The 25,597-nt window shown below is 61.6% G+C and carries 30 protein-coding genes and 2 tRNA genes; 13 read left to right on the forward strand and 19 right to left on the reverse strand.

The window, feature by feature from the left end; all coding sequences use genetic code 11:
* Positions 1-49: 49 nt before the first annotated feature.
* Entirely contained in the window at positions 50-1,837 is a 1,788-nt protein-coding gene (locus NXT3_RS08995; protein ID WP_037421832.1) for an extracellular solute-binding protein, read from the reverse strand.
* Positions 1,838-2,186: 349 nt separating this feature from the next.
* Here NXT3_RS08995 and NXT3_RS09000 point away from each other — a divergent pair, with 349 nt between their 5' ends.
* Positions 2,187-2,810, forward strand: a complete 624-nt coding sequence (locus NXT3_RS09000) for an invasion associated locus B family protein (RefSeq protein WP_037421835.1) — start codon at positions 2,187-2,189, stop codon at positions 2,808-2,810.
* A 154-nt stretch (positions 2,811-2,964) separates the two neighbouring features.
* Here the strand turns inward: NXT3_RS09000 and hspQ are convergent, their stop codons facing one another.
* From hspQ to NXT3_RS09015, 3 genes are all read right to left on the reverse strand, one after another.
* Entirely contained in the window at positions 2,965-3,294 is a 330-nt protein-coding gene (hspQ, locus tag NXT3_RS09005) for a heat shock protein HspQ (RefSeq protein WP_037421838.1), read from the reverse strand.
* 184 nt (positions 3,295-3,478) lie between these two features.
* Complete coding sequence (glnA, locus tag NXT3_RS09010; RefSeq protein WP_037421841.1) at positions 3,479-4,888, reverse strand: type I glutamate--ammonia ligase; 1,410 nt, start codon at positions 4,886-4,888, stop codon at positions 3,479-3,481.
* Positions 4,889-4,980: 92 nt separating this feature from the next.
* Positions 4,981-5,319 carry a P-II family nitrogen regulator gene (locus NXT3_RS09015; RefSeq protein WP_003528058.1) on the reverse strand — a complete coding sequence of 113 codons (339 nt, stop codon included), beginning with the start codon at positions 5,317-5,319 and terminating at the stop codon, positions 4,981-4,983.
* Positions 5,320-5,661: 342 nt separating this feature from the next.
* On the opposite strand from NXT3_RS09015, the gene NXT3_RS09020 reads away from it, so the two are divergent.
* Positions 5,662-7,137, forward strand: coding sequence for an NAD(P)H-hydrate dehydratase (locus NXT3_RS09020; RefSeq protein ID WP_097524774.1), 1,476 nt, complete (start codon positions 5,662-5,664; stop codon positions 7,135-7,137).
* Positions 7,138-7,150: 13 nt separating this feature from the next.
* On the opposite strand, the gene gpt is transcribed toward NXT3_RS09020, so the two are convergent.
* Positions 7,151-7,648 carry a xanthine phosphoribosyltransferase gene (gpt, locus tag NXT3_RS09025; protein WP_037421847.1) on the reverse strand — a complete coding sequence of 166 codons (498 nt, stop codon included), beginning with the start codon at positions 7,646-7,648 and terminating at the stop codon, positions 7,151-7,153.
* 138 nt (positions 7,649-7,786) lie between these two features.
* Positions 7,787-8,542 (reverse strand): competence/damage-inducible protein A, encoded by a 756-nt coding sequence (locus NXT3_RS09030; protein WP_097524775.1) that lies wholly within the window; start codon positions 8,540-8,542, stop codon positions 7,787-7,789.
* 71 nt (positions 8,543-8,613) lie between these two features.
* Between NXT3_RS09030 and NXT3_RS31610 the strand changes: the two genes are divergently transcribed.
* The 3 genes from NXT3_RS31610 to NXT3_RS09040 all read left to right on the forward strand — a co-directional run bounded on the left by NXT3_RS31610 (position 8,614) and on the right by NXT3_RS09040 (position 9,548).
* A complete protein-coding gene (locus NXT3_RS31610) occupies positions 8,614-8,757 on the forward strand; it encodes a hypothetical protein (protein ID WP_158255705.1) in 144 nt (47 codons plus the stop codon).
* 254 nt (positions 8,758-9,011) lie between these two features.
* Positions 9,012-9,254, forward strand: a complete 243-nt coding sequence (locus NXT3_RS09035; protein ID WP_037421853.1) for a DUF2188 domain-containing protein — start codon at positions 9,012-9,014, stop codon at positions 9,252-9,254.
* A 75-nt stretch (positions 9,255-9,329) separates the two neighbouring features.
* Entirely contained in the window at positions 9,330-9,548 is a 219-nt protein-coding gene (locus NXT3_RS09040; protein WP_037383614.1) for a hypothetical protein, read from the forward strand.
* 156 nt (positions 9,549-9,704) lie between these two features.
* Here NXT3_RS09040 and NXT3_RS09045 read toward each other — a convergent pair whose 3' ends face one another.
* Positions 9,705-9,899 carry a hypothetical protein gene (locus tag NXT3_RS09045; protein ID WP_104839168.1) on the reverse strand — a complete coding sequence of 65 codons (195 nt, stop codon included), beginning with the start codon at positions 9,897-9,899 and terminating at the stop codon, positions 9,705-9,707.
* The gene (locus NXT3_RS33065; protein WP_037422210.1) at positions 9,896-10,135 is read right to left on the reverse strand and encodes a hypothetical protein; all 240 of its coding nucleotides are present in this window, start codon (positions 10,133-10,135) and stop codon (positions 9,896-9,898) included. The genes NXT3_RS09045 and NXT3_RS33065 overlap by 4 nt, the downstream gene beginning before the upstream one ends.
* Positions 10,136-10,354: 219 nt before the next feature.
* Between NXT3_RS33065 and NXT3_RS09055 the strand changes: the two genes are divergently transcribed.
* Positions 10,355-10,440, forward strand: a tRNA-Leu gene (locus NXT3_RS09055).
* A 25-nt stretch (positions 10,441-10,465) separates the two neighbouring features.
* On the opposite strand, the gene NXT3_RS09060 is transcribed toward NXT3_RS09055, so the two are convergent.
* Positions 10,466-11,056: a hypothetical protein gene (locus NXT3_RS09060; protein ID WP_037421856.1), complete on the reverse strand. Its 591-nt coding sequence runs from the start codon at positions 11,054-11,056 to the stop codon at positions 10,466-10,468.
* Between the two features lie 214 nt (positions 11,057-11,270).
* On the opposite strand from NXT3_RS09060, the gene ilvA reads away from it, so the two are divergent.
* Together ilvA and NXT3_RS09070 are read left to right on the forward strand one after the other, a co-directional pair.
* On the forward strand, positions 11,271-12,518 hold the full coding sequence (ilvA, locus tag NXT3_RS09065; RefSeq protein ID WP_097524776.1) for a threonine ammonia-lyase: 1,248 nt from the start codon (positions 11,271-11,273) through the stop codon (positions 12,516-12,518).
* A 77-nt stretch (positions 12,519-12,595) separates the two neighbouring features.
* A complete protein-coding gene (locus tag NXT3_RS09070; RefSeq protein ID WP_104839170.1) occupies positions 12,596-12,916 on the forward strand; it encodes an HlyU family transcriptional regulator in 321 nt (106 codons plus the stop codon).
* Positions 12,917-13,042: 126 nt separating this feature from the next.
* Here the strand turns inward: NXT3_RS09070 and NXT3_RS09075 are convergent, their stop codons facing one another.
* Positions 13,043-15,025 (reverse strand): bifunctional 2',3'-cyclic-nucleotide 2'-phosphodiesterase/3'-nucleotidase, encoded by a 1,983-nt coding sequence (locus tag NXT3_RS09075; RefSeq protein ID WP_097525043.1) that lies wholly within the window; start codon positions 15,023-15,025, stop codon positions 13,043-13,045.
* 222 nt (positions 15,026-15,247) lie between these two features.
* Here NXT3_RS09075 and NXT3_RS09080 point away from each other — a divergent pair, with 222 nt between their 5' ends.
* A complete protein-coding gene (locus tag NXT3_RS09080; RefSeq protein ID WP_199773348.1) occupies positions 15,248-16,495 on the forward strand; it encodes a GGDEF domain-containing protein in 1,248 nt (415 codons plus the stop codon).
* A 12-nt stretch (positions 16,496-16,507) separates the two neighbouring features.
* On the opposite strand, the gene NXT3_RS09085 is transcribed toward NXT3_RS09080, so the two are convergent.
* Positions 16,508-16,969, reverse strand: coding sequence for an Lrp/AsnC family transcriptional regulator (locus NXT3_RS09085; protein WP_037421867.1), 462 nt, complete (start codon positions 16,967-16,969; stop codon positions 16,508-16,510).
* A gap of 156 nt (positions 16,970-17,125) precedes the next feature.
* Here NXT3_RS09085 and ald point away from each other — a divergent pair, with 156 nt between their 5' ends.
* Positions 17,126-18,244 (forward strand): alanine dehydrogenase, encoded by a 1,119-nt coding sequence (gene ald, locus NXT3_RS09090; RefSeq protein ID WP_104839171.1) that lies wholly within the window; start codon positions 17,126-17,128, stop codon positions 18,242-18,244.
* Positions 18,245-18,290: 46 nt separating this feature from the next.
* On the opposite strand, the gene NXT3_RS09095 is transcribed toward ald, so the two are convergent.
* The 5 genes from NXT3_RS09095 to NXT3_RS09115 all read right to left on the reverse strand — a co-directional run bounded on the left by NXT3_RS09095 (position 18,291) and on the right by NXT3_RS09115 (position 22,090).
* On the reverse strand, positions 18,291-18,758 hold the full coding sequence (locus tag NXT3_RS09095; RefSeq protein ID WP_037421872.1) for a DUF1203 domain-containing protein: 468 nt from the start codon (positions 18,756-18,758) through the stop codon (positions 18,291-18,293).
* A gap of 81 nt (positions 18,759-18,839) precedes the next feature.
* The gene (locus tag NXT3_RS09100) at positions 18,840-19,403 is read right to left on the reverse strand and encodes a GNAT family N-acetyltransferase (RefSeq protein WP_097524777.1); all 564 of its coding nucleotides are present in this window, start codon (positions 19,401-19,403) and stop codon (positions 18,840-18,842) included.
* A 5-nt stretch (positions 19,404-19,408) separates the two neighbouring features.
* Positions 19,409-20,272, reverse strand: coding sequence for a 3-mercaptopyruvate sulfurtransferase (gene sseA, locus NXT3_RS09105; RefSeq protein ID WP_104839172.1), 864 nt, complete (start codon positions 20,270-20,272; stop codon positions 19,409-19,411).
* A 20-nt stretch (positions 20,273-20,292) separates the two neighbouring features.
* Positions 20,293-21,042: an alanyl-tRNA editing protein gene (locus NXT3_RS09110; protein ID WP_104839173.1), complete on the reverse strand. Its 750-nt coding sequence runs from the start codon at positions 21,040-21,042 to the stop codon at positions 20,293-20,295.
* Between the two features lie 7 nt (positions 21,043-21,049).
* Positions 21,050-22,090, reverse strand: coding sequence for a cysteine synthase A (locus NXT3_RS09115; protein WP_097524780.1), 1,041 nt, complete (start codon positions 22,088-22,090; stop codon positions 21,050-21,052).
* 312 nt (positions 22,091-22,402) lie between these two features.
* Here NXT3_RS09115 and NXT3_RS09125 point away from each other — a divergent pair, with 312 nt between their 5' ends.
* Positions 22,403-23,248 carry an SDR family NAD(P)-dependent oxidoreductase gene (locus tag NXT3_RS09125; RefSeq protein WP_234828097.1) on the forward strand — a complete coding sequence of 282 codons (846 nt, stop codon included), beginning with the start codon at positions 22,403-22,405 and terminating at the stop codon, positions 23,246-23,248.
* Here NXT3_RS09125 and NXT3_RS09130 read toward each other — a convergent pair.
* From NXT3_RS09130 to NXT3_RS09140, 3 genes are all read right to left on the reverse strand, one after another.
* On the reverse strand, positions 23,236-23,562 hold the full coding sequence (locus NXT3_RS09130; RefSeq protein WP_104839175.1) for an SMR family transporter: 327 nt from the start codon (positions 23,560-23,562) through the stop codon (positions 23,236-23,238). The genes NXT3_RS09125 and NXT3_RS09130 overlap by 13 nt on opposite strands.
* The gene (locus NXT3_RS09135; protein ID WP_037421890.1) at positions 23,559-23,915 is read right to left on the reverse strand and encodes an SMR family transporter; all 357 of its coding nucleotides are present in this window, start codon (positions 23,913-23,915) and stop codon (positions 23,559-23,561) included. The genes NXT3_RS09130 and NXT3_RS09135 overlap by 4 nt, the downstream gene beginning before the upstream one ends.
* 83 nt (positions 23,916-23,998) lie before the next feature.
* Positions 23,999-24,073 (reverse strand) — tRNA-Asn (locus NXT3_RS09140).
* Between the two features lie 141 nt (positions 24,074-24,214).
* Here NXT3_RS09140 and NXT3_RS09145 point away from each other — a divergent pair.
* The gene (locus NXT3_RS09145) at positions 24,215-24,502 is read left to right on the forward strand and encodes a hypothetical protein (RefSeq protein ID WP_037422022.1); all 288 of its coding nucleotides are present in this window, start codon (positions 24,215-24,217) and stop codon (positions 24,500-24,502) included.
* Positions 24,503-24,702: 200 nt separating this feature from the next.
* Positions 24,703-25,491: a YrbL family protein gene (locus NXT3_RS09150; protein WP_037422025.1), complete on the forward strand. Its 789-nt coding sequence runs from the start codon at positions 24,703-24,705 to the stop codon at positions 25,489-25,491.
* Positions 25,492-25,597 lie beyond the last annotated feature (106 nt).

A 25,597-nucleotide genomic window follows, 5' to 3' on the forward strand; every position in this document is an offset into this window, starting at 1 on the left:
GCCGGCCGGGCACGTCTTTCAATGCGTTACCAAAAGGGAACCAGGCTACCTACTGCACCCGCTCGTCCCACCAGGTCGGCAGTTGATAGCCGTAGAGCGGTACCGCCGAGGGGCGGCCGATGTGTTTCCAGCGGGCAATCCATTGTTCATCCAGATGGTATAGCGGCACGACATAGGCGTTGTTGACCAGCAGCCGGTCATGCGCCCGGACGGCGGCGGTGAAATCCTCCGGTGTGCGCGCTTGAAGGATGTTGTTGATCAGCTTGTCGACATCCTTGTCGGCAACGCCTGCGAAGTTTTCGCTGCCCTGCCTGTCCCGCGCCTGCGAGCCCCAGCGGCCGACCTGTTCCACGCCGGGCGACAGCGAGGAAGGATAGGACTTGATGATCACGTCATAGTCGAAGGATTGGCTGCGCAGCTGGTATTGGGAATCGTCGACCGTTCGGACCGTTGCCGCAATCCCGAGCGGCGCAAGGAAGCGCTGGTAGGCGAGCGCGATCTTCTCCTGGCCGGCATTCTGGCTCATGATCTCGAAGGCAAGGGGCGCGCCCTTGGCATCGACCATCTTGCCGTCCTTGATCGAGTAGCCTGCCTCGCGAAGCAACGTCACCGCCTCGCGCAAGACGTTGCGGTCGCGACCGGAGCCGTCGGTGACCGGCAGCCGATAGGTCCCGTCGAGGATGGCCGGGTTGATTTTCTCCCGGACGTCGCCCATCAGGCCGAGCTCACGATCGTCGGCCGCGACACCAAGGAAGGAGAGCGACGAATTCTGCCAGTAGCTCTGTGTCCGCGTATAGGCGCCGTCGAACAGGTTCTTGTTAACCCATTCGAAGTCGAACACCAGGGCAAGGCCCTGCCGCAGCTTGACGTTGTTGAACATCGGCCTGCGGGTGTTGAAGACGAAGCCGAGCATGCCGGAGGGCGTTTTCGGCTTGAAGCTCTCCTTGATCACGTCGCCCGAGCGAACGGCGGGGAAATCATAGGCGCGCGCCCATTTGGTGGCGCTGCCTTCCGGATAGAGGTCGATCTCGCCCTTCTTGAAGGCTTCGAACAACGTGTTGTCCTGGAGGAAATATTCGACCGAGATCTCATCATAATTGTCGACGCCGGTCTTCGAGGGCAGATCCTTGCCCCAATAGTCGGGATTGCGGCGATAGACGATCCGTTCGCCCGGTCTCACCTCGGCGACGCGATAGGGGCCGGAACCGAGCGGCGGCTCGAGCGTCGTCCTGTCGAAGGCTTCGACATTGATGGCATGTTTCGGCAGCACCGGCGAAAGCGCCAGCAACAGCGGGAACTCGCGGTCGGCATCTTCCTTCAGGGCGAAGCGCACGCTGCGCTCGCCGACCTTCTCCATCTTCTCGACTTTCGCCAGCCGGTTGCTGAAGGGCGCGCGTCCTTTGTCGCGCAGCAGTTCGAAGGTGAAGATCACGTCCTCGACGGTCACCGGCTCGCCGTCGGCCCAGCGCGCCTTGGGATTGAGATTGAACTGGATGAAGGTTCGGTCGTCGTCCCACTCGACCGATTCCGCAAGCAGCCCATACATGGTGAAAGGCTCGTCCTGGGAGCGCTGCATCAGCGATTCGTAGACCAGGTTTCCGAAGCCCGGATCCCACATTCCCCGCGCGGTGGTGCGCATGCTCTTCAGGATGAAGGGGTTGAGGCTGTCGAAGGTGCCGACCACGCCGTAGGAGACCTTTCCGCCCTTCTTGACGTCCGGCTTGACGTAGGGGAAATGCTTGAAATCAGCCGGGAGGGCCGGCTCGCCGTGCATGGAGATGGCGTGCACCGGTGCGGCGGCGGCTTCATTGGCCGATAGGCTGGTCGCCAGAAGCATGACCAGGCCGGATAGAACTGCGCGCAACTTCACCTCCCGTAGGAACAGACGGTCCGATTCCCGGCACGTTACCAATGCGCAGGGATATTTCCAACACGGCAGCGGCAAGACGTCCGCGCGCCGTCCGCATGGACCGACGATGTCATAGTGCGCCTGGCAGACGGTGTCCGCTGTCGCCGAGTTGCAAAAAATGCAACGAAACACTGGATAAACGGCACGAGCCAATGTAACAGGTGTTTCCGGAATCGGGGCCATTCAAAAGCCTCATTTGGCCAACAGGACGGCGGGCTGACGATACTCACCAGCGGAACAATTGTTCCGTGGCCGGTTTTCAGGAGACGGAATCACAATGATCTTCAAGTCGAACTTCACCAAACGCGCGGGTATGGCAGCGCTGGCGCTCTCCGTAGCAGCAGCCGGCGCGCCGGGCATCGCCTCTGCACAGCAGGGCAAGCCGCCGCAGGGTTGGTTCAAGGTTTGCACGAAGCAGGAGGACAACGACGTTTGCATCGTTCAGAACCTGCTCACCGCCAACAATGGTCAGCTTATCACCGCGGTCGGACTTATCACGGTCTCCGGCAAGGTGAACCGCAAGGTCGTGCAGGTTTCCGTCCCCTCCGCGCGCATGATCCCGCCGGGCGTTCAGATGCAGATCGACGGTGGCAAGGGCGTCAAGCTCGACTACGCCATCTGCATGCCCGACAAGTGCGTTGCCGAGGCGCCGCTCTCCGACGCGCTGATCGCCAACCTGAAGAAGGGCAATGAAGTCGTCTTCACGTCGGTCAATTTCCAGCGCGCGCCCAACCCGATCAAGATGACGCTGGAAGGGTTCACCGGCGTCTTCGACGGCGAGCCGATCGAACAGTCGCAGCTCGAAGAGCGTCAGCGCCTGCTGCAGGAAGAAATGCAGAAGAAGGCGGAAGACGCGCGCAAGAAGCTGGAAGAGGCGCAGAAGGCTGCCAAGAAGCAGTAATCGCTTCACTTCTAAAATTGAAAAAGCGCCCGGCTATCCGCCGGGCGCTTTTCTATTTGGAAGCCGCAGTAAAAAGGTGCGAACGGTTTCCCGTCGCACCTTGCGTATCCATGAGCCGGTCTGACCTTGGCCGTGGACGAGCCGTACCATAAGCTCAATGGCGATAGTTGGACTTCGGCCTATAATGCCCCACATCCGCCTTCTCGAACAAGGCGTCTACCTGAGCATGGCGGATCGGCTGGTCACTCTCGTCGGAGACGAGGTTCTGTTCGGAGACATAGGCGACATATTCGCTTTCGTCGTTTTCGGCGAACAGATGATAGAAGGGCTGGTCCTTGCTCGGGCGGATTTCCTGGGGAATGGAGTTCCACCATTCCTCGGTGTTTGCATATTCCGGATCGACGTCGAAGATGACGCCCCGAAACGGAAAGAACCGGTGGCGAACGATCTGGCCGATTTCGAATTTCGCGTTTCTTTGTTTCATGACGCAACACATCCTTTCAGACGATTATTTGGGGTGTCGCATGTGGAACATCAATAGCCCCATGAACCTCGCGGAAATGCATCGCTTCTGTCGCATTTGAGAAAAGGCGGGCTTCGATCGAAACCCGCCTTTCGCTTTCATGTCGATTGGACCAGCCGCATCTGATGCGCCGACAATCCCGTCATCAGACGGAATAGTACATGTCGTATTCGACCGGATGCGGGGTCATTTCGAAGCGCATGACTTCCTGCATCTTGAGCTCGATGAACGAGTCGATCTGGTCGTCGTCGAAGACGCCGCCGGCGGTGAGGAACTTGCGGTCCTTGTCGAGGCTTTCCAGCGCTTCGCGCAGACTGCCGCAAACCGTCGGGATCTTCTTCAGTTCCTTCGGCGGCAGGTCGTAGAGGTCCTTGTCCATCGCCTTGCCCGGATGCAGCTTGTTCTTGATGCCGTCGAGGCCGGCCATCAGCATGGCGGCGAAGGCGAGATAGGGGTTGGCGCTCGGATCCGGGAAGCGGACCTCGACGCGCTTTGCCTTCGGGTTGCTGCCGAACGGAATGCGGCAGGAGGCCGAGCGGTTGCGGGCCGAATAGGCAAGCAGAACCGGTGCCTCATAGCCCGGGACGAGACGCTTGTAGGAGTTCGTTGACGGGTTGGTGAACGCGTTCAGTGCCTTGGCGTGCTTGATGATGCCGCCGATGAAGTAGAGGCAAGTTTCGGACAGTCCGGCATATTCGTCGCCGGCGAAGGTCGGCTTGCCGTCCTTCCAGATGGAAAGATGAACGTGCATGCCCGAGCCGTTGTCGCCGAAAACAGGCTTCGGCATGAAGGTCGCGGTCTTGCCATAGGCGTTGGCAACCTGGTGCACCACATATTTGTAGATCTGCATCTTGTCGGCGTTGCGCACGAGCGCGTCGAACTTGACGCCGAGTTCGTGCTGGGCGGCGGCCACTTCGTGGTGATGCTTTTCGACAGTGACGCCCATTTCGGCAAGCACCGTCAGCATTTCGGAGCGCATGTCCTGGCAGCTGTCGACCGGCGGCACCGGGAAATAGCCGCCCTTGATGCGCGGACGGTGACCGAGGTTGCCGGTCTCATAATCCGTGTCGTCGTTGGAGGGCAATTCGGAACTGTCGAGCTTGAAGCCGGTATTGTACGGGTCGGCCTTGTACTTGACGTCGTCGAAGACGAAGAACTCGGCTTCGGGACCGACGAACACCGTGTCACCGATGCCGGATGCCTTGAGATAGGCCTCGGCCTTCTTTGCCGTGCCGCGCGGATCGCGGTTATAGGCTTCACCGGAAACCGGGTCGAGAATGTCGCAGACGATGACCATGGTGGACTGGGCGAAGAACGGGTCCATATGGGCCGTTTCCGTGTCGGGCATCAGCACCATGTCGGACTCGTTGATCGCCTTCCAGCCGGCAATCGAGGAGCCGTCGAACATCACGCCGTCGGCGAACATATCCTCATCGACCACGGCAACATCCATCGTCACATGCTGCAGCTTGCCCTTCGGGTCGGTAAAGCGCAGGTCGACGAACTTGATGTCGTTGTCCTTGATCTGCTTCAGAATTTCACTGGCAGTCGTCATGGTTTGCAATTCCCTGTGTGAGATGACGCAGTTGGAAAATCGGGGCCGGGCGGCCCCCAGGATCGGATGGGGGTATTTGGACGGTCAGTCAGTCAGATGGCGTCGAGGCCGGTCTCACCGGTGCGGATTCGGATCACTTCCTCCACATTGGACACGAAAATCTTGCCGTCGCCGATGCGGCCTGTCTGGGCGGCGTTGCGGATGGCCTCAATGACGGCTTCCGCATTCTCGTCCGCCAGCACGACTTCCACCTTTACCTTCGGCAGGAAATCGACGACGTATTCGGCCCCCCGGTAGAGCTCCGTGTGTCCCTTCTGCCGCCCGAAGCCTTTGGCTTCCGTGACGGTTATGCCTTGCAGGCCGACTTCTTGAAGGGCTTCCTTCACTTCGTCGAGCTTGAAGGGCTTAATGATCGCTTCGATCTTTTTCATGAGAAAATGTCTCTCCGCTTCTCCCTGTAAAGCTGGGTCTCACCCGCTCGCCTTCCAGTATGCATGTAGCGTGCCAATTTTATAGAGGCATGATGCGAGATGAGGGACTTTTCACCCGCTCAGGTCGAGTCGGCTGCCACCGGCTTGTCTCTCTCATTCGCACCTGCCTATTTTTTATGAAGATTCACTCCCCGCCACGGGTGATCGCAAGGCGTTCGCTGCCGTTTAATGCGATAAGCCTCATATTTGAGCACCAATTATAGGCAAATGCATGAAAAATGCTCAGGCTGCGTTGTCCTGCGGGCTCTTGTCTAGTGCGCGCGGCCGCGCTTAGATCGCGTCATGGATGACGCGCTCGAAGATATGCTGGTGACGCCGGTTGAAATGGCGGCGATCGACAAGGACGCAGCCGATTCCGGCATCGACAGTTTCTCGCTGATGCGCTCGGCAGGGCTAGCGGTGTGCGCTGCCGCGCTGCGGCTGTTCCCGGCCGCCCTGCGCTTCGTCGTACTCTGCGGCCCGGGCAACAATGGCGGCGATGGCTATGTCGCCGCAGAAGTCTTGGCGGAGAGCGGTGCGCAGGTCGCGTTATATATCCTCGGCGACGCCGATAAATTGCGGGGCGACGCAGCCAGGGCGCGCAAGGGCTGTCGGCTCGCAGGACTACCCCTCGAGGCTTACGAGCCGCAGGCGGGCGATATCGTCGTCGACGCGCTGTTCGGGGCGGGGCTCGCTCGCAACCTGCCGGATGCTGCGGAAGCGGTCATCAATCGTGTCAGTGCGAACAGGATACCGGTTCTGGCGGTCGATCTGCCTTCCGGAATTGATGGACGCAGCGGCGAAGTGCGCGGCGCAAGCTTCACCGCCACCCACACGGTCACTTTCATGGCGGCGAAGCCGGGACATGTGCTGATGCCGGGGCGTCAATTATGCGGTACGCTCGAGGTTTTCGATATCGGCATTCCCGCTCGGCTCGTCGCCGCAAGGGCGGGCGCCCTGCGGATCAATGGCCCGGCCGTCTGGAGACACTATGCCGGCGGTCTCGACGCCGGCACGCATAAATTCAAGCGCGGCCACCTTGCCGTCCTTTCCGGCGGGCCGATCTCTACCGGTGCGGCGCGGCTCTCCGCCGCAGCGGGCCTCGTCGCGGGGGCGGGGCTGGTGACGCTCGGCTCGCCGCCGGAGGCACTTGCCACCAACGCTTCGCACCTGACTGCCGTCATGCTCAAGGAAATAGGCAGCGCCGCCGATCTGGCCGAATGGCTGCGCGACAAGCGGCTCAACACCTTCGTGCTCGGCCCGGGTTTTGGCGTCGGCAAGAAGGCGAGGGACTTCGCCCTGATGCTCTGCGACCGCGGTCTGGTCCTCGATGCCGACGGCATGAGTTCCTTTCAGCAGGAAAGGGAAAAGCTGTTCGATAAGATCGCCGAATGCGGCGGCCAAGTGGTCATGACGCCGCACGAGGGTGAGTTCGCGCGCCTGTTCCCGGACGTCGCGGCCGATACCACGCTCTCCAAGATCGAAAAGGCGCAAGCCGCGGCAAGGCTCAGCCATGCGGTGATCGTCTACAAGGGGTCGGACACCGTCGTGGCGGCGCCGTCCGGCCTAGCGGTGGTGAACGGGAATGCGCCGCCCTGGCTTGCCACCGCCGGATCGGGCGATGTACTGGCCGGCATCATCGGCGCACATCTGGCGCAGGGCTTTCCGGCTTTCGAAGCGGCCGCCGCCGCGGTCTGGCGCCACGGCGTGGCGGGCATCCGTGCCGGCCGCGCCTTGACGGCCGAGACGCTGGTTGAAAACATTCCGCCGCGCCCCTGAAGGAGCGAGGGGGTCAGCCGCGGCTGCCCTTGGCGATCGGCTCCTGATAGGTGAAGCCCATGTCCCAGGGGAAGTAGATCCAGGTGTCCTGGCTGACCTCGGTGACGAAGGTGTCGACCAGCGGCCGGCCCTTCGGTTTGGCATACACCGCGGCAAAATGCGCCTTGGGCAGCATGGCGCGCACTTCGGCGGCGGTCTTGCCGGTATCGGTCAGGTCGTCGACGATGAGAACGCCTTCGCCGCCGCCCTTGGCGATTTCCGGCGAGATGCCCTTGAGCACCTTCATCTGCCCCTGCATGTCGTAATCATGATAGGAGGCGATGCAGACGGTTTCGATCATGCGGATGTTGAGTTCCCGGGAGATGATCGCCGCCGGCACGAGACCGCCGCGGGTGATGCAGACCATGGCCCGCCATTCCTGCCCGTTATCGGCCAGCCGCCAGGCGAGCGCGCGCGCGTCGCGGTGAAACTGATCCCAGGATACGGGAAAGGCTTTTTCGGGAAGAGACATATGAGGCGCTCCGATATCTGATCGAATAGGTTGGGAGTCGCTCCTGCGGCGCTTCCCGTTAGCGAATGCAATACCGGCAAGGAAGCCCGCAGCGCAAGGGCTTGTATGGGCAGGATTTGGCCGCGGTGCGGGGCGAGCCTAGGTGCCCTGGCGCGAGCGCGAGATCGCCTCGATCATCGCCGCCACATCGGCTTCGGCTGCTGCAATGGCCGACTCGTCACGGCCGCGGATGACGATATCGGTCGAGAAGCTCTTGCCGTCGAATTTCGGATAGGAACCGATGCTCGTTTCGGGATGGTGCTTCTGCACCTCGGTCAAAAGAGTCCCGATATCTCCTTCACCGAAGGGCGACCGGACCGTACGCGACAGAACCGGCGTACCGGTCGGAAGGCTGGGAAGCAGGCTATCGAGCATCGCCTGAAACACCTGCGGCACCCCGGCCATGACGTAGACATTGCCTATCTTGAAGCCGGGAGCGGTCGATACCGGATTGGCGATGTGGGCTGCGCCGAGCGGCATGCGCGCCATCCGCTTGCGCGCCTCCGTGAATTCCATGCCGCGCCGCTCATACAACGCGCCGAGCAGTTCCATCGCCTTCGGATCGTGGACGCATTCGACCCCGAACGCCTTCGAGATCGCGTCGGCGGTGATGTCGTCATGCGTGGGGCCGATGCCGCCAGAGGTAAAGACATGGTCGTAGCGTCCGCGCAGCGCATTGACGGCCTCGACGATCGCCTCCTCGTCGTCGGCGACGATACGAACTTCGCGCAGATCGATCCCGACCATCGTCAGCATGTCGGCCAGGTGGCCGATGTTCTTGTCCTTGGTCCGGCCGGAGAGAAGCTCGTCGCCAATGGCGAGCATGGCAGCGGTGACAATACTGGCACTGGTCATTTGCGCTCCGGAATGGTTCGGATCGTTCGACACGATCTTACTGCTAGCCCGTTCTGATGGCAGCATGCGCGTTGATAAAACTTGCCGGCGGCGGCGATCAAGCGGAATTGCCGGGCATCGAAGGCGTTTTTCTTCGGTTATCCCGCAACGAGGGTAAATTGGTCGGCAAGCAGGGCGCTCATGTGGCGAGCATGCTCGCCATGCGCGCGGACTGATCAAAGTAGAATTAGCCACGTCTGAGCGAGCGCTGCCGCATCAAGTGGCCGCGCTTGTCGTTGATATCGCTGTTTAATTCTAAAATGGTAGGAGGTGGGCGCACCCTCCTTCAAAAAAGGCACAACGCTAGCCAATTTGTGTTAACATCGCCCCGTCCGAGGTGGACTGCCACAGGCAAGGAGGAGCAGTGCGGCCGTGCGGCAACGGTCCAACCGTGGGCAGGAATGTCCCTGGACATCCATGGGAGTGAAGAATGGCGCGGATCACCTATTCGATCGTTCAACACGACGGAGGCTGGGCCTACAAGGCCGCCGAAGCGTATTCAGAGCCCTTTCCCAGTCGCGAGATGGCGCTGGCGGCCGCAAAGGCTGCCGCCGCGGAACAGCAAGTTGGCGGCGACGACGAGGAAATCAGCTTCCAGGATGAGCAGGGAAACTGGCATTTCGAACACGCTGATGGAGGAGATCGACCTGAAGCAACCGTCGAGGACGGCTGAGATAGGGGCTTTGCCTGCGGACCCCTAAAATCCTGCCCGCCCCTGGCGCGAGCGACAGCGCGACGGAGGATATCTATGCACTACAGCGTTCAGATCTTCACCTGGACCGCTCGGGAGGGCGTTCACCAGGTCGGATCGGTCATCGAAGTCGATGCACCCAACCCGAAGGCAGCCGCAGTATCGCTGCTCGGGTTACGGCTCGAGGACAATGGCGAGTCGTCGAAACTGGCAGTCCGGGTCTGGCGCGGCGAAGACGCCCAGAAGGCCGATTGCGACTGTTTCTTTTATCACTGAGCTGCGTCTGGCGCATCGGCCCGAAAATCGGACGCGATTGTCGGAAGAAACGATGCTTAGTTTCAAAGACTTGCAGCGTGCGTCCTGAAAGGTGCACGGCGCTGCAGGCGTTGTTTTCGTGCACGGAATTTCAGGCGCGAGCCACGCGCCGCGGTTTCACGCCACAGGACGCCTCTCAGCGCGGTTTTGCACAAGCATGCCAATCCAGCCCGTCCGCTGTCCGGGCAGGTCGCGGGCGCGCAGTTCCGCCTGCCGCGCCTCGATGGCGCTGGCGAAGTCGTCCTTCATCGCGTCGATGACGCGTCGTTTTTCGGCGAGATCCTCGCTGTCGATCGAAACCTGCTGCGTCATGCCGGCCTCTTTTGGGCGAGAGAGCGGTCGATAAACGAGCGGCCTGCCGCCAGCAGCAGGCGCTCGTCCCTGGTGCCGGCCTGATACTCTTCGATCAGCATCCGCCCATATCGCTGCGCCTGGGCACTCTTGCGCGGCCACCGATACTCGTTACACAGCCGGTCGAACACGCGCTGAAGCGCGTCAAGGTCTTCCGGCCACAAAGGTGTGCTGCTAGACGCTCGCAACGGACGCACGCCGATCCCCTCTGCCATCGATGCCAGGACAGTCTTTGGATCGAATATTGCCAGCAACACGCAAGGTTTGAACCCCTGGCGAATCAGGGGTTGATGCGAATTTTTTGCGCGACTCTCGGTGCAAGATGCGGCTTGAGCATGTTCGCGGAGACGCACATCAAAAAATGCGCTGGCGGCCCTTCCCATCGCTTGAATCGCAAAGTATTCCAAACGCGGTATGCGGACGTGGCGAAACTGGTAGACGCAAGGGACTTAAAATCCCTCGGCCTTAGGCTGTACGGGTTCGATCCCCGTCGTCCGCACCACCACCGAAATGCTGCTGCCTCTCAATCACTCCGCCGCAATCTTGAACGGCTGGTCGACGGTTGCGCTCTTGCCGCTGTTGATGTCGTTGAAGCGGAAGCGCAGGACGTAGTCGCCGGCAGGCGCGCCGCTGACGTCGACGGTCAGCGTCGCATAGATCTCCTGGTTGCGAAGATAGCCGGTGAAGGTGAAGTCGCCGAATGCCTTGCGGGTCGCAAGCACCTCGCCCTTGGGGCTGACGATGTCGAGATCGACGGTGAAGCGCGTTTCGAGCTTGCCCTTGGCGCTTGCGTCCTTCCAGGTGAGGCCGACCGGCTCGACATAGGAGAGCAGCGTCTCGCCGGGCTTGAAGACCGAATCCTGCTTCGGCTCGTACATGGCGTAGCCTGCCGGTTCGGCCGTGACGAAAAGCGCCTTGCCGATCGCGAAGGGAAGGGTCTGCGAGAACGCGCTGACGGCCTGGCGCAGCGTTTCTCGTGCTCCTGCCGCGTCGCCGTCGCTTGCCTGCTTCTCCGCTTTCACCGCGGCATCGGAAAGCGGCCCCGCTTCGGCTCCGGAAACGGCCAGGACAGGGGCGGCCAGAGCCAGCATCGCTAGCATGGAGAGATAGTTCGCCATCTCAGTTTCCCAGCATCCCGATTGCTGAAAACTGTCGGCATTTGGCATGCGCAAGTCAAGCCGAAGGAGACTGCCGTGACCGCAGCCGATCGGCGTAGAGTGATGGTTCGCGAGTCTTTGCCAGGCCAAGCGCGCAGCAAGTCAAATCGGTGGTTTCAGTCGCAGCAATGTGCGATAGCGACAGCGATCAAGATGGAACGGGTGATGGCACGAGATGAAGCAGGATGTTGAACAGGCGGCCGCGGCGATGCGCGAAATCTTTCCGGCGACGCCGCTGCAGCCCAACGATCACCTGAGCGCGCGCTACGGCGCCACCGTCTATCTGAAGCGCGAGGATCTTTCGCCGGTACGCTCCTACAAAATCCGCGGTGCCTTCAACTTCTTCCGCAAGGCACTTGCGGCCGGTGCTTCCGGCAAGACCTTCGTCTGCGCCTCGGCCGGAAACCATGCGCAGGGCTTCGCCTTCGTTTGCCGGCACTTCGGCGTTCCGGGTGTCGTCTTCATGCCGGTGACGACGCCGCAGCAGAAGATCGACAAGACCCGCATCTTCGGCGGCGAATACATCACCATCCGCCTCGTCGGCGATATCTTCGACCAGTGCTACCAGGCCGCCCGCGACCATGTCGAGGCGATTGCGGGCGTCATGGTGCCGCCCTTCGATCATGCAGATATCATCGAAGGGCAGGCGACGGTCGCGGCGGAGATCGTCGCGCAATTGCCGGAGGGGCTGCTTCCCGATCTCGTCGTGCTGCCCGTCGGCGGCGGCGGACTGGCGGCCGGCGTGACCGGCTATTTCCGTGATGCCTTGATGCCCGACCGGTTCATGTTCTGCGAGCCGGAGGGCGCGCCGAGCTTGCGGCGCAGCCTGGAGGCGGGCAGCGTCGTGACGCTCGATCAGGTGGATAATTTCGTCGACGGCGCGGCGGTGGGGCGCATCGGCGATCTCAATTTCTCGGCGCTCCGCGATTTCGCGCCCGAGCAGGTGATGCTTCTCGCCGAAAACGCCATCTGTCTGACGATCATCGAGATGCTGAATGTCGAAGGCGTGGTGCTCGAGCCGGCCGGCGCGCTGTCGATTACTGCGCTGGAAGTACTCGGTCGCGAGCGGCTGGTAGGCAAGACGGTGGTCGCGGTCGTTTCCGGCGGCAATTTCGACTTCGAGCGCCTGCCGGACGTCAAGGAGCGCGCCATGCGCCATGCGGGCTTGAAGAAATACTTCATTTTGCGCATGGCGCAGCGACCGGGCGCCTTGCGCGATTTCCTCAATCTGCTGGGCGAAGAGGATGACATCGCCCGGTTCGAATATCTGAAGAAGTCGGCGCGCAATTTCGGCTCCGTGCTGATCGGCATCGAGACCAAGCACGCGGAGAACTTCCCGCTGCTGAAGCAGCGTTTCGACGCGGCCGGGCTGCGATACCAGGACATCACCGAGAACGAGATTCTCGCCAATCTGGTCATCTGACGCGCTTTGCCGCCGGGCAGCGCAAGCGAACCAATTTTGGCTTTGACAGGGGCCGCAGCCACGGCTAACCATGAGCCATGGCATCGTTTTTCTCGAAATTGTTCGGCCTCTCCGGTGGCTCCGAAAAGCCGGTTCAGCCCGCTTCGGGCAAGACCGAGACCTATGCGGATTGCCTGATCCGCGCGACGCCGATGCGCGAGGGCGCGCAGTTCCGGCTTGCCGGCAGCATCGAAAAGACGATGCCCGAGGGCGGCACGAAAGTGCGTAATTTCATCCGCGCCGATCTCTTCACCTCCGAGCAGGACGCCATCGATTCGGCGCTCCGCAAGGGGCGGCAGATCGTCGACGAGCAGCGCGCGGCGCTCTTTGCCGACGAGGCACAGTCGCGCTCGGTGTAAGCAGGACAATCTTGTTCTGCAGCAATCGGTTGCAGTGTTTTCTTAACATGTAAGTCAAGTTCTTGGGGGCGCTCGCCCCTCTGGCCTACCGACGGGGGCCGGCACGCCAGAGGCCACTTGCTCCCGCTATAACCTGATGCGAAAGCGCGCAAAGCCGTCGGCGCCGTCGCCGGCGTCTTCGACGTCGACGGCCTTGACCTGAGCAATAAATTGTCTTGCCTTCGGGCCGCTGTCGAAGACGACGCTGGTGTCCTTGAGCGGTGCAAATTTCCAATTGGCGTCGGCCGACGGATTGATCGTCCCTTGCTCCACGATGTAGCGCACGATCACGTCGCGGTTGGTATCGGGGGCGACGAAGACGACTTTGTCGGCCGCGATTTCCGGGAAGTGCCCGCCGCCGCCGGCGCGGTAGTTGTTGGTCGCCACGACGAATCTTTGGTCCGGGTCGATCGGCTTGCCGTCAAACTGCAGGTCGCGGATGCGGCTTGCCGAGGCGTTTACGAGATTGCCGTCCTTGTCGTATTTGGCCGGTTGCGAAAGATCGATCTGGTAGGTGACGCCGTCGATCACGTCGAAATTATAGGACGGGAAGTCGCCGTTGATGAGGTTCGCGTCGGTCGAGCCCGGCGCGATCTGGTTGAAGATCCCGGAAGACATTTCGAGCCAGTTTCGGACCTGTTCGCCGGTGATGACGACAGCCTGGACCGTATTTGGATAGAGGTAGAGGTCGGCGACGTTCTTGATGGCGATGTCGCCGGCCGGAACGTCGGTATAATAGTCGGCACCGCCGCGTCCGCCGGCCTTGAAGGGGGCCGCTGCCGAGAGCACCGGCAGGTTCTTGTGCTCGGTATCCTTCAGCATGTCGCGGATGTACCAGGTCTGCGCCTGGCTGACGATCTGCACCGAAGGATCGTCGGCAACGAGGGCGAAGTAGGAATAGAGCGGCGCGGAGGTCTTGCCGACCGGGGTGCGGACATAGGCGAGCGTCGCCTCGTGGTCCTTCTGTGCCGCCGCCAGAACTTCCGGCTTGTCGCCGACCTCGGCGATGACCTTCTTCTCCTCCCGCCGGTAGATCGGCCGCGCTTCGCTCGTCGAACCGATCACCCGCCAGGCTCCGCCGTCGCGCTCGAGGAGGAGATCGATCAGGCCGAGATGGGAGCCCCAGAAGCCACCCATCACGCCGGGTTTGCCGGAGATGAGTCCGGTCTTGTTGTCGACGCCTGCGACGGCATCGAACTTCGGCCCCGGGAAATCGAGATGGCTATGGCCGGTGACGATGGCGTCGATGCCGTCGATCGCCGCCAGGGGCACGGAGGCGTTTTCGAGATTTTCGGCATACGCCTGCTGTCCGATGCCGGAGTGGGAGAGGGCGATGACAATATCGGCGCCTTCCTCCCGGATCTGCGGCACCCAGGCTTCCGCGGCCTTGACGATGTCGCGGGCATTCGCCTTGCCTTCGAGGTTCTTGGCGTCCCAGGTCATGATCTGCGGCGGCACGAATCCGATCAGGCCGATACGAATCGGGTGTTCCTCCCCGGCGCCGTCCTTCACCTTCCGATCGAGGATGACGTAGGGCTTGAGGAAAAGTTCGTCCTGGCGGGGGCCGGCGGCGAGCGCGCCCTTGGTCAGGTTGGCGCAGACGATCGGAAAATTCGCGCCGTTCAACACATTGAACATGAAGTCCAGGCCGTAGTTGAACTCGTGGTTGCCAAGCGTGCCGCAGTCATAGCCGAGGACGTTCATGGCGGCGATGATCGGGTGAATGTCGCCCGCCTTCATGCCGCGCTTGTAGGCGATGTAGTCGCCCATCGGGTTGCCCTGCAGGAAGTCGCCGTTGTCGACGAGGATGGCATTGGTTGCCTCGGCGCGGATCGCGTCGATGATCGAGGCGGTGCGCGCCAGGCCGAGCGTGTCGTTCGGCTTGTCGGCGTAATAGTCGTAGGGGAACACATGCACGTGCAGGTCGGTCGTTTCCATGATTCGGAGGTGGGCCTGGTTAGCGGCAGCTCTGACGGAGAAGGGATGCAGCACGGCGAGGGCGGAGGAGGCGGCCAGCGCGCCGAGCAGGGCGCGGCGGGAAATGGGATGCAGTGCGATCTTCGAAGTCATGGCGGTCTCCGTATTCAAGCTCCGTTCGGGCACGTCAAGAACGTGCAAGGCGCCGGCAATGTCGCGTCGGCAGCGCAACCTTTCCGCGCGACTATGACCGACTGGAGCGGAACGGCAAGCGGCAGAATCTCGCCTGTTTTTCGCCGCCTCGTAGGCCGGTAAAGCTTTGTTCAATTTCTAGCTTTAAGGAACGGGCGAGTGAAACGGAAGTCTCCTGCGCGCATGCCAAACGCCAATCTCATGCTCCTGCTTGCCGAGGCCTTGGTTTACGTCGCGTCGATGATCGGGCTTCTTCACCTGCGTGCCCGCCTGGGGCTCGGCGTCTTCGTGGCAGCCCTCGGCGTCATGCATTTCATCGAGACCTATCTTGCCGCCGTCTTTTACGTTCAGCTGCCGTTCGGGGTGATCTCTCCGGGCTCTGCCGTGTTCTTTTCCGGCAAGCTCATGATGATCCTTCTCCTTTACGTGAAGGAGGACGCCGCGACAGTCCGGCAGCCGATCTACGGCTTGCTTGCCGGCAATTTTTTGACTGTGGCGCTCAGCCTGCTGTTGCGGCGGCATGATACCGTCTCGGTCGTCGCCGGCCGTGTCGCCGACATCGCCTTCATCGACGAAATGGGCTGGCTGATGGTCTGGGGCACGACGCTACTATATTTCGATTCGCTGATCATCATCCTGATTTACGAGAAGCTTGGCCGGTGGTTTCGCCGCTTCGTCACGATGCGCTTCCTGATCTGCGGCGTCGTCGTGCTGACATTCGACCAGCTCGGCTTCTATGCGGCGCTCCGCTTCGTGAACGGTGCGCCCTGGGACGTGTTCTGGGGCGGGTGGATGGCGAAGATGCTGGCCGCCCCCTTCTATGCCGTCGCCATCGGATTCTATCTGAGATCTTCGCGTCATGCCTTCCTCGCGATTTCGGACCGGCCGCTCGGCGACGTGTTCAACGACCTCACCTTTCGCGAGCGCTACGAGGATCTCTTGTCGCGTTCCGGTCACGATACCCTGACCGGTGCCCTGGACCGTGGCCGTTTCGAAGCGGAAGGGAAGCAGATGATACGCGAGGCGGCAGCCGACGGCGCTCCGCTCAGCCTGATGCTCATCGATGTCGACCGCTTCAAGAGCGTCAACGATCAGTTCGGCCACATGGAAGGCGATCGCGTGCTGAAGAAACTGGCAGAAGCGGTCAACGCAAAGCTTCAGCCCGAGGATCGCCTGTTCCGCTATGGCGGCGAGGAATTCGTCGTGCTTTGCCCGGGGCTCCCCTATGCGGGTGTCCATTCGCGGGCCGAGGACATACGGCTGGCGGTCTCCTCGGGAGTAAAGACGCCGAATGGGGACCCGGTGACCACCAGCATCGGCGTGTCGTCGACGCTTGCCGATGGCGCCGGGATCAACGAATTGCTGGCGCAGGCCGATATTCGCCTCTATGCCGCCAAGAATACAGGCCGCAACCGGGTGGTCGGCCGTTAAGCCGCGCGAGTGTCAGATCCCGACATTCGGGCGGTCAATGATTTCGCGAAGCGAGAAGCTCGAATTGATCTTCACCACATGCGGAAGCGCCGACAGCCAGTCGCGGTGAATGCGCTCGTAGTCTTCGAGATCCCGTGCCGCGACACGCAGGATGTAGTCGTATTCCCCGGACATCAGATAGCAGACGAGAACATTCGGGCAGAGTTTGACCGCTGCTTCGAATTCGGCGAGCGTCTTGGCGAACTGGCCGGAGAGCGAAATATGCACGATCACCATGATCTTGTAGTCGAGCGCCTTATGCGCGATACGGGCGTGGTAGCCGGCGATCGTGCCGGTTTTCTCGAGGATATCGACGCGCCGCGAACAGGCGGAAGGCGACAGGCCCACCTTGGCGGCGAGATCGGCATTGGAGATTCTGCCCTCTTGCTGCAGGATCCTCAAAATCGAACGATCGATGGCGTCCAGTTCACTCATTCGAGTTTTCCTTCAATAAAAACGTTTCGTACGCAACAAAAGTCGAAAGCAATGCGCTGAGGGGCGCGCCTTTGCAAGGACATTCTCGCCAGCATCTGTTTTCCTTGTCTGATCGCCAATGCCGCGAAAGCGCACAGACAGGAGAGGAACGCGAAGATGCGTGTCGGTTGCCCGAAGGAAATCAAAAATCATGAATACAGGGTCGGCCTGACGCCGGGATCGGTGCGGGAATATGTCGCCCACGGCCACGAGGTGATCGTCGAGACCAAGGCCGGGGCAGGGATCGGGGCGGATGACGACGCCTATCGCGCCGCCGGCGCGCGGATCGTTCCGACGGCCAAGGACGTGTTCGAAAAGGCGGACATGGTGGTCAAGGTCAAGGAGCCGCAGCCGTCCGAATGGACGCAACTGCGCGAGGGCCAGATCCTCTATACCTATCTTCATCTGGCGCCGGATCCGGAGCAGACGAGGGGCCTCTTGAATTCGGGCGTCACCGCCGTTGCCTATGAGACGGTGACGGATGAGCGCGGCGGCCTTCCGCTGCTTGCTCCCATGTCCGAAGTGGCCGGGCGGCTCGCCATCCAGGCTGGCGCCACCTCGCTTCAAAGGGCCAATGGCGGCCGTGGCATCCTGCTCGGCGGCGTTCCCGGCGTGCTTCCCGCCAAGGTGGCGATCATCGGCGGCGGCGTCGTCGGCCTGCACGCCGCGAAAATGGCGGTCGGCCTCGGCGCCGACGTTTCGATCCTTGACCGCTCGATTCCGCGCCTGCGCCAGCTCGACGACATCTTCAACGGCCGCGTCCATACGCGCTATTCGACGATCGACGCCCTGGAGGAAGAAGTGTTTTCCGCCGACCTGGTAATCGGCGCCGTGCTGATCCCCGGCGCTGCCGCACCCAGGCTCGTCACGCGCGAAATGCTGTCAGGCATGAAGAAGGGCGCGGTGATCGTCGACGTCGCAATCGACCAGGGCGGCTGCTTCGAGACCTCGCATGCGACGACCCATTCCGAGCCGACCTATGAGGTGGACGGCATCGTGCATTACTGCGTCGCGAACATGCCGGGCGCCGTGCCGATCACGTCGGCTCACGCGCTCAACAACGCGACGCTCTATTACGGCCTTCAGCTTGCCGATCGCGGGCTCAAGGCGATTGCCGAGGACCGGCATTTGCGGGCGGGCCTCAACGTCCATCGGGGCCGGGTGACCAATGCGCCCGTCGCCGAGGCACTCGGCTATGATTCCTACGCGCCGGAAAGCGTCCTCAACGTCGCCTGAGCGGTGAAGCTCAAACCGGTCCGGCGCTGTACTGCCGGACCGGTCCTCAGACCGCCTCTATGCGGCACTGATAGCAATTGTACTTGGCGGAGCGCACATGCACATAGGCGATGTCCGTCCGTGCCAGCAGTTCTTCTGCACGCCGCTCGAGCATCTCCACGGGTACCACGCCGCCACTCCCATAGACGATGCGCTCGTCGCTACCGTATCCGCGAAGCAGGTAGTCCTTGCTGGAGGTCAGGATCGGCGGCCGCAACGCTCCGTCCGGCGCAGGACACGCATCGGCATGCATGAAGATCGGTCCCGTTTCAGCGTAAGGCTGGGCTGACGAAAACGGCCGATAGGCAAGGATCAGGTAAGGCTCACCCTCTTCGACGTTTCGCAGGCAATGCCGGCACGGAACGCCGTCGCCGTCCGAGATGTGCCGTTCGGGCAGGTTGCCATAGGCATCCCGGCCGCCCTGCCATAGCCGTTGCGCATCTTTGTCGGGCATCGCGACATATCGCAGTGTCATCGATCTCTCCTGTTCTTGTCGACGAGGAGATTGGTCCATTGCGCCCGGTTGCGACACCCGAAACTTGCCGGAGAGGTCCGGTCAGAGCTTCTTCGCGAAGCTGAGCAGCTCGTCGTCGCTTAAGGGCCGAACGATCGCATCCCGCGTCGCGACCGGGGAAAAGCCGAACTGCTGGTAGAGCTGCAATGCCCGAGGGTGGTCTAAGCTGTTTGTCGTTACCTTGACTTTGCGCGGGTCCATCGCCCAGGCGGCGAACAGGGTCTGCAGCAGGAACCATTTCCCGAGGCCGAGGCCAAGCGCGTGTTCCATGAGCCCGAAATGGGTAAGCTCCATGATGTCGCCATCGCGCTGCTGCAGTTCGAAGAAGCCGGCGGGCGCACCGTTGACATAGAGGACCGTCAGGTTCGTCCTCTTGTCGTGGAGTACCGCCGCCAGGTCTTCATCGCTCATCCGCAGCCGCTCCGCCCAGTGCCAGCGCTTGCCGACACGCAGATAGAGGAAGCGGTAATAGGGAAGCGGAATGTCGGACACCCGCAGGATCGCGGTGTGGATGTTGACGGGCACCGGCAGGCTTTGCTTCGGCGGCGCCGTCATCTCGAGCTCAGTCACGTGGGCCGTGATCGCAGCAGGCTTCGATCCTTGCATGGTTTTCACTCTCTACCGATGGCAACCGGGGTGTCGGGGCGGCTACCCCATTCCGACCAGGAGCCATCATAGAGCGTATTGTCTGTATGTCCCAATGATTGAAGCGCAAGCGTGATGATTGCCGCCGTCACACCCGATCCGCAGGTCGTGACGACCGGCTTCGTCAGGTCGATGCCGGCCTCCGCGAAGCTCTGGCGCAATTCGTCAAGATCCTTGAGTTTGCCCGCTTCTGAGAAGGTCCCGGAGGGAAGGCTTCGAGCGCCGGGCATGTGGCCCGACCGCATGCCGGCGCGAGGCTCCGCTTCCTCTCCGCTAAAGCGCCCGGCGCTACGGGCATCGGCGACCTGGGCGAGACGGTTTTCGACGATGTCCTTCATGCGCTCGAAGGAGGTGATGGCCTTGGCGTCGAAGCTTGCATGGAATGAACGCGGTGCGGGGCTCGAAATCTCGGCGGTCGTGGGGCGTCCCTCGGCCTTCCAGCCGTCCATGCCGCCATCAAGGACAAAGACGTTCTTCGCGCCCATAATGCGGAACATCCACCAGACCCGCGGCGCCGTGAAGATGCCCGGTCCGTCATAAATGACGATCGTGTCGGTCTCGCCGATGCCCATGGCTCCGACGGCTTCGGCAAAGGCTTCCGGCGAGGGCAGCGTATGCGGCAGGCCGCTCGCCTGGTCGGCGATCGCATCCTGGTCGAAGAAGACAGCCCCCGGGATATGTGCTGCCTGGTATTCAGCCTTGGGGTCGCGCTTCTGGGCCGGCAGGTACCAGGCGGCATCGACGATCTTGACGCTGGGATCGTCAAGCCGCTGCTCCAGCCAGTCCGGGGAAACGATGAAGGCGCTTCTTTTGTTGTTCTCGTTGCTCATTGTCGTTTCCTCCGTGGACTTTAAGAGGCGGCACGGTCTTCGGGCGTTCCGAAGCGGATCCGGAACCGCCGGTTTTCCTTACCCTTCTTCTCGATCTTGGCGATGTAAATGGCGCCGACTTCCTGCGTCTCCGAAACATGCGTGCCGCCGCAGGGCTGGCTGTCGACGCAGGACTCTTCGCCGATGCAGACGAGGCTGACGCGTCCCATGCCGACGGGCGGCCGGACATTCTTGGATTTGACGAGGTCCGGATTGGCGGCGAGTTCGTCGTCGGTGATCCATTGCACATAGACCGAATGGTTCGCATCGACGAGCTTCATCAGCGCCGCCGTCACTTCGTCCTTGTCGATCGATTCGCTCATGTCGAAATCGACACGGCTCTCCTCCTCGCCGACGGCGGCGCCGGTGACAGGGAAGGGACAGACGACCGAAAGCAAGTGGCATGCCGTGTGCATGCGCATCAGCCGGTAGCGGCGCGGCCAGTCGATATGGAGTACGAGCTTTTCGCCGACTGTCGGCCGGGGGTGTCCCTCGGCGGGAACATGCACGATGACATCCTTGGTTGCGCCATGCCGGGTCTCGACGATCGGGATCCGGCTGCCGTCCTCGCGCTCGAAGAAGCCCGTGTCGCCAGGCTGGCCGCCGGACGTGGCATAGAAACAGGTCTGGTCGAGTTCGATCCCGCCGTCTTCCAGGACCGCCGTGACGCTTGCTTCGCAGGTCGAGAGGTAGAAATCCTCGCGGAAGAGGGCGGTCACGGTCCTGGTCATCGAGAGACTATCCGACGGGTTCGTATGGAACGGTAATGTTCGAACTTCTATTCAGCCAAGCCGGGACCGGCAGGCCCTTTGAGGCAAGGAAGTCCGGATTGAAGAGCTTCGACTGATAGCGGTTACCATAGTCGCAGAGGATCGTCACGATCGTATGTCCGGGGCCGAGCTCGCGGGCCAGTCGAACCGCACCGGCAATATTGATGCCGCTGGAGCCGCCGACGCAGAGGCCTTCCCTCTCGATGAGGTCGAAGACGTAGGGCACCGCTTCGGAATCGGGAATCTGATAGGCGAAATCCGGCGTAAAGCCGTCGAGATTGGCGGTGACACGGCCCTGGCCGATGCCCTCGGTGATCGAGCTCCCGCTCGCCTTCAGCTCGCCATGGGCATAGTAGTTGAAAAGTGCCGCGCCTTCCGGGTCGGCAATGCCGATCTTGACGGCGGGGCTCTTGGCGCGCAAGCCCTGTGCGACGCCGGCGAGCGTCCCGCCGGAGCCGACGGCGCAGATGAAGCCGTCGACCTTGCCGTCGGTGTCGCGCCAGATCTCCGGTGCGGTCGTCTGGACATGCGCCTCCCGGTTCGCGACGTTGTCGAACTGGTTCGCCCAGATGGCACCGTTCGGTTCGGTCTTGGCGAGTTCGGCCGCCAGCCGCCCGGAGACCTTCACGTAGTTGTTGGGGTTCTTGTAGGGTACCGCCGGAACCTCGACCAGTTCGGCGCCGAGAAGCCGCAACGCGTCCTTCTTCTCCTGGCTCTGGGTTTCCGGGATGACGATGACGGTGCGATATCCGAGCGCGCTGCCGACGACCGCCAGTCCTATGCCGGTATTGCCTGCCGTGCCCTCGACGATCACGCCGCCGGGGCGCAACTGGCCCGCCTTCTCGGCCTCGCGGATGATCCACAGCGCTGCCCGGTCCTTCACCGATTGACCGGGATTGAGGAACTCCGCCTTGCCGAGGATGGAGCAGCCGGTAGCTTCGGAAACGGCATTGAGCCGGATCAACGGCGTATTGCCGATGGCTTCGAGCACGGACGGATGGACACTCATCTTGGAAAACCTCACGCTGGACGGAACAATGGCCGGGCCTCAGCCAAGCATTAACCTCGACGAACGGCAAGCAGCAAACATTTGGAGCAGAATCGCCGAAATATTGGCGTGTTTTCGGCTCAGGCTGTTCAACAGGCAAGAAAAAGCGTTTCGCCGCTTTCCTGTCGCGGGCAAAAATCGTCTCCGCAGTCAATTTGACGGGCGGGAAGCGGAGAACGGGGACAGGATCTGCCGTCGGAGAGGCAACAGGGTTCGGACCTTCCGAGCCTTCCGGGAAGGAAAGCTTCCCGAACGACGTGCGAGGACGAAATGATGACTGCATTTACCGCCCGCCCCGAGCATGGATGGGCATGGGTAACCGGGGCAAGTTCCGGAATAGGGCGCGCCGTTGCGCTTCGACTGGTGGGGGAAGGCTATTCGGTCGTCGTCACGGCGCGCAGTCACGAGAAGCTCGTCGCTCTTCAGCATGAGGTCGACGGACCGGGCAAGATCGTCGTTCTCGACGGCGACGTCACCGACCCGCGCGACATGGAGCGGTTGCTGACGGCGATCGAATATGAGCATGGCCGGGTGGCATTGGCGATCCTCAATGCCGGCGTAGCCATACCCGTGCGCGGAGACGACCTCCATCTCGAGGCATTCGACAAGAGCTTCGCGGTCAATCTGCACGGCGTCGTCAACTGTCTCGTGCCCCTGGTCGAGCACATGAAGGCGAACGGCCATGGCCAGATCGCCATCATGTCGTCGGTGGCCGGCTATGGCGGACTGCCGATGAGCGCCGCCTATGGCGCCACCAAGGCGGCCCTCATCAACATGACCGAGAGCCTGAAATTCGACCTCGACCGGATCGGCATCAGGCTGCAACTGATCTGTCCAGGCTTCATCGCGACGCGTGGCTCGGTGAAGAACAACCTGTCGCGCCCGGCCCTTGTCAGCGCCGACGAGGCGGCGGAATGGATTTGCACGGGTCTGAAGTCGAGACATTTCGAGATCACCTTCCCGAAACGCTTCACCTATGCCGTCAAGTTGCTGCGGCTCCTGCCCTACGGCGCCTATTTCGCGCTTGTCGACTGGCTCGTGTCCGGGCCCGGCCCGCATGGTACAGCTCCGAAGCACAAGCAGTCGGCATCCGACAAGCGGCCGCGTCAGGCGGTGTGAAGCACGAGCACTGCGCCGAAGACGAGGATCAGGCCAACCCAGCCGATCGGCTTGAGCTTCTCTCCGAAGAAGAGGCGGCCGGAGATCGCCGTGCCGAAAATTCCGGTGCCGCCCAGCACGGCATAGGCGATCGCAAGCTCCATGCCTTTCACCGCCTCGGCGAGCAAGGCGAACGCGGCGAGCACCAGCAGGATCGAAAGCACGCCCCATCCGCGTTTGACGAAGCCATCCGACTTCGACGAAGCGAGATTTGCCGCGACATCGAGCAGGCCGGCCATGAACGCGAAGGCGAAGGAGAGACCGGAGGCCGTCACGGCGCGGCTTCCTCGCCGATGTCGTCGTCGTGAGCCTTGCCCGCATTGACAAGCAGGATGCCGAGCACTGCCATGGAAAGCCCGACCACTTCGCGGCCGCTCAGTACATGGCCGAAGATGAAGACAGAGACGAGGGTGATGAGCGCCACGCCCGAGCCTTCCCAGATGGCATAGGCCACGCCGACCGGTACTGTCTTCACGGCCCTTGCGAGAAACACGTAGGAGAGGGCGATCGAGGCATACATGACCGCGTGGCCGATATAGGCGCACGAGGCCGAGGAGGCCTTCATGACGGTGAGACCGACCACTTCGGTCGCAATCGCGAGCGCCAGGAAAAGCCACGCCAAGCGCATGAAGCACCTTCATGTAAGGTCGAGTAAGGACGACAAATGAAAAGAGCCATTCGGGCGCACGCCGCGAATGGCTCTTTCGAAACTGGCTCCCCGGGCCGGATTCGAACCGGCGACCTATCGATTAACAGTCGAGTGCTCTACCGCTGAGCTACCAGGGATCATCTGCGCCGCAGAAGTGAGGCTGCTAATACAAATGCTTTTCCGATTTGCCAAGCGATTTTTCAAAAAAAATCTTGGGCCGCGGTTGTCACCCTGTGGAGAAGGCACCAACTGTTGGGGAGTTGGATTAAAGAGGCATAATGGCGAACGGCGGCAAGAAGAGATATTTCGGCATCGATCCGCAAACACGTCAAATCGTGCTCGGCAACTGGCGAATTCGGCTGCCCGACTCGCCGGCCCTGCGCATCTTGATCGGGTCGCTGCTCGTCGTCTGTGGCCTGCTCGGTTTTCTGCCGGTTCTCGGTTTCTGGATGGTCCCGCTCGGCCTGCTCGTATTGTCGCATGACATCCCTGCAGTGCGCCGCGCCCGCCGGAAGCTCGCCGTCTGGTGGGCGCGTCGGCGCGGCACTGAGAACTCCGGGAAGTAGGCCGGGCACAGGCCTGCAGTTCCTCCCACGGGGAGGACGGCCGGAAGGTTGCTTTCACCCGTCGCTCCCTGTCACAGTGGCAAGACTGCAACTACCGCATACTATGTACGGTAGAGATAGCGCCGCCAAGCACGCCGCTCTTGAACTTTTCCCCCAGACACAGTTTTTTTACAAAACTGTCACAATCCGGGGTTCAGAAAATGTTCGACGACAGGATCGAACTTTCCGACTGGCGTGAATGCGCTGCCGGCCATCAGCGCAGCATTTTCGAGAATCGTCTCCATCCGAGTGTTCTCATCAAGGTTCTGAAGCTGGGATCCAGAGAAGCAAGCGGCACACGCCAGTCAAAGAGGGCGTTTGCATTCCTCAACCAATTCAAACGTTTCGGGGCCTATCGAACGTTTCGGCGTGAAGTCGACGAATTCCTTGAGCAGGCGAGAAAGTTCTCCCTCGCGGACGCCATCGAACTGCCGATACCGAAGATATTCGGCTTCGCCCAGACCGAGTACGGCCTGGGGCTCGTGGTGGAAAAAATAACCAGACGCGATGGGAAGCTCGCGCCCACCCTCGCTCAGTTGGCGTTTTCGGGGCAGCTCACCGCCAGGCATCTCACGATGATCGACGAAATCTTCGAACGGTTTCGCCGCCTGCACATCGTCATGATGGATGTAAATCCCGGCAATTTCGTCGTTACCGATCGCCGCGGTTACGATGAACTCATCTGCGTCGATGGGACGGGAGAGAAGAGTTTCTTACGCATTTTCGCTCTCTGTCGCCGTGCGAACGACATCAAGCTCAGACGGATGCGTTCGAAGCTGCTGACGAAGCTGGCGAGAATATTGGAGCATCCAGCCGCGATAGACGGAGAACAATCTGTCCACGCCGCACTGATGCGGCATTCAAAGCCGACCGGCCGCTATCTGCGCTTGTCAACTGCCTCGCCGCATCCGGCGCTCTTGGCGGCGGTCTTGTCGAGCGTACCGGTCTAATCGCCTCAACAGCTAAAGCTCCGGGGCAGGTTCGCGCCAAGCTTATATGGCTCGGCAGGCGAAAAATGCCTCGATACAACTTTGGGTCGCCGATCGACGGGCTATA

Origin of the sequence: Sinorhizobium fredii, assembly GCF_002944405.1 — a bacterium.
Taxonomy (GTDB): Bacteria; Pseudomonadota; Alphaproteobacteria; order Rhizobiales; family Rhizobiaceae; genus Sinorhizobium; species Sinorhizobium fredii_C.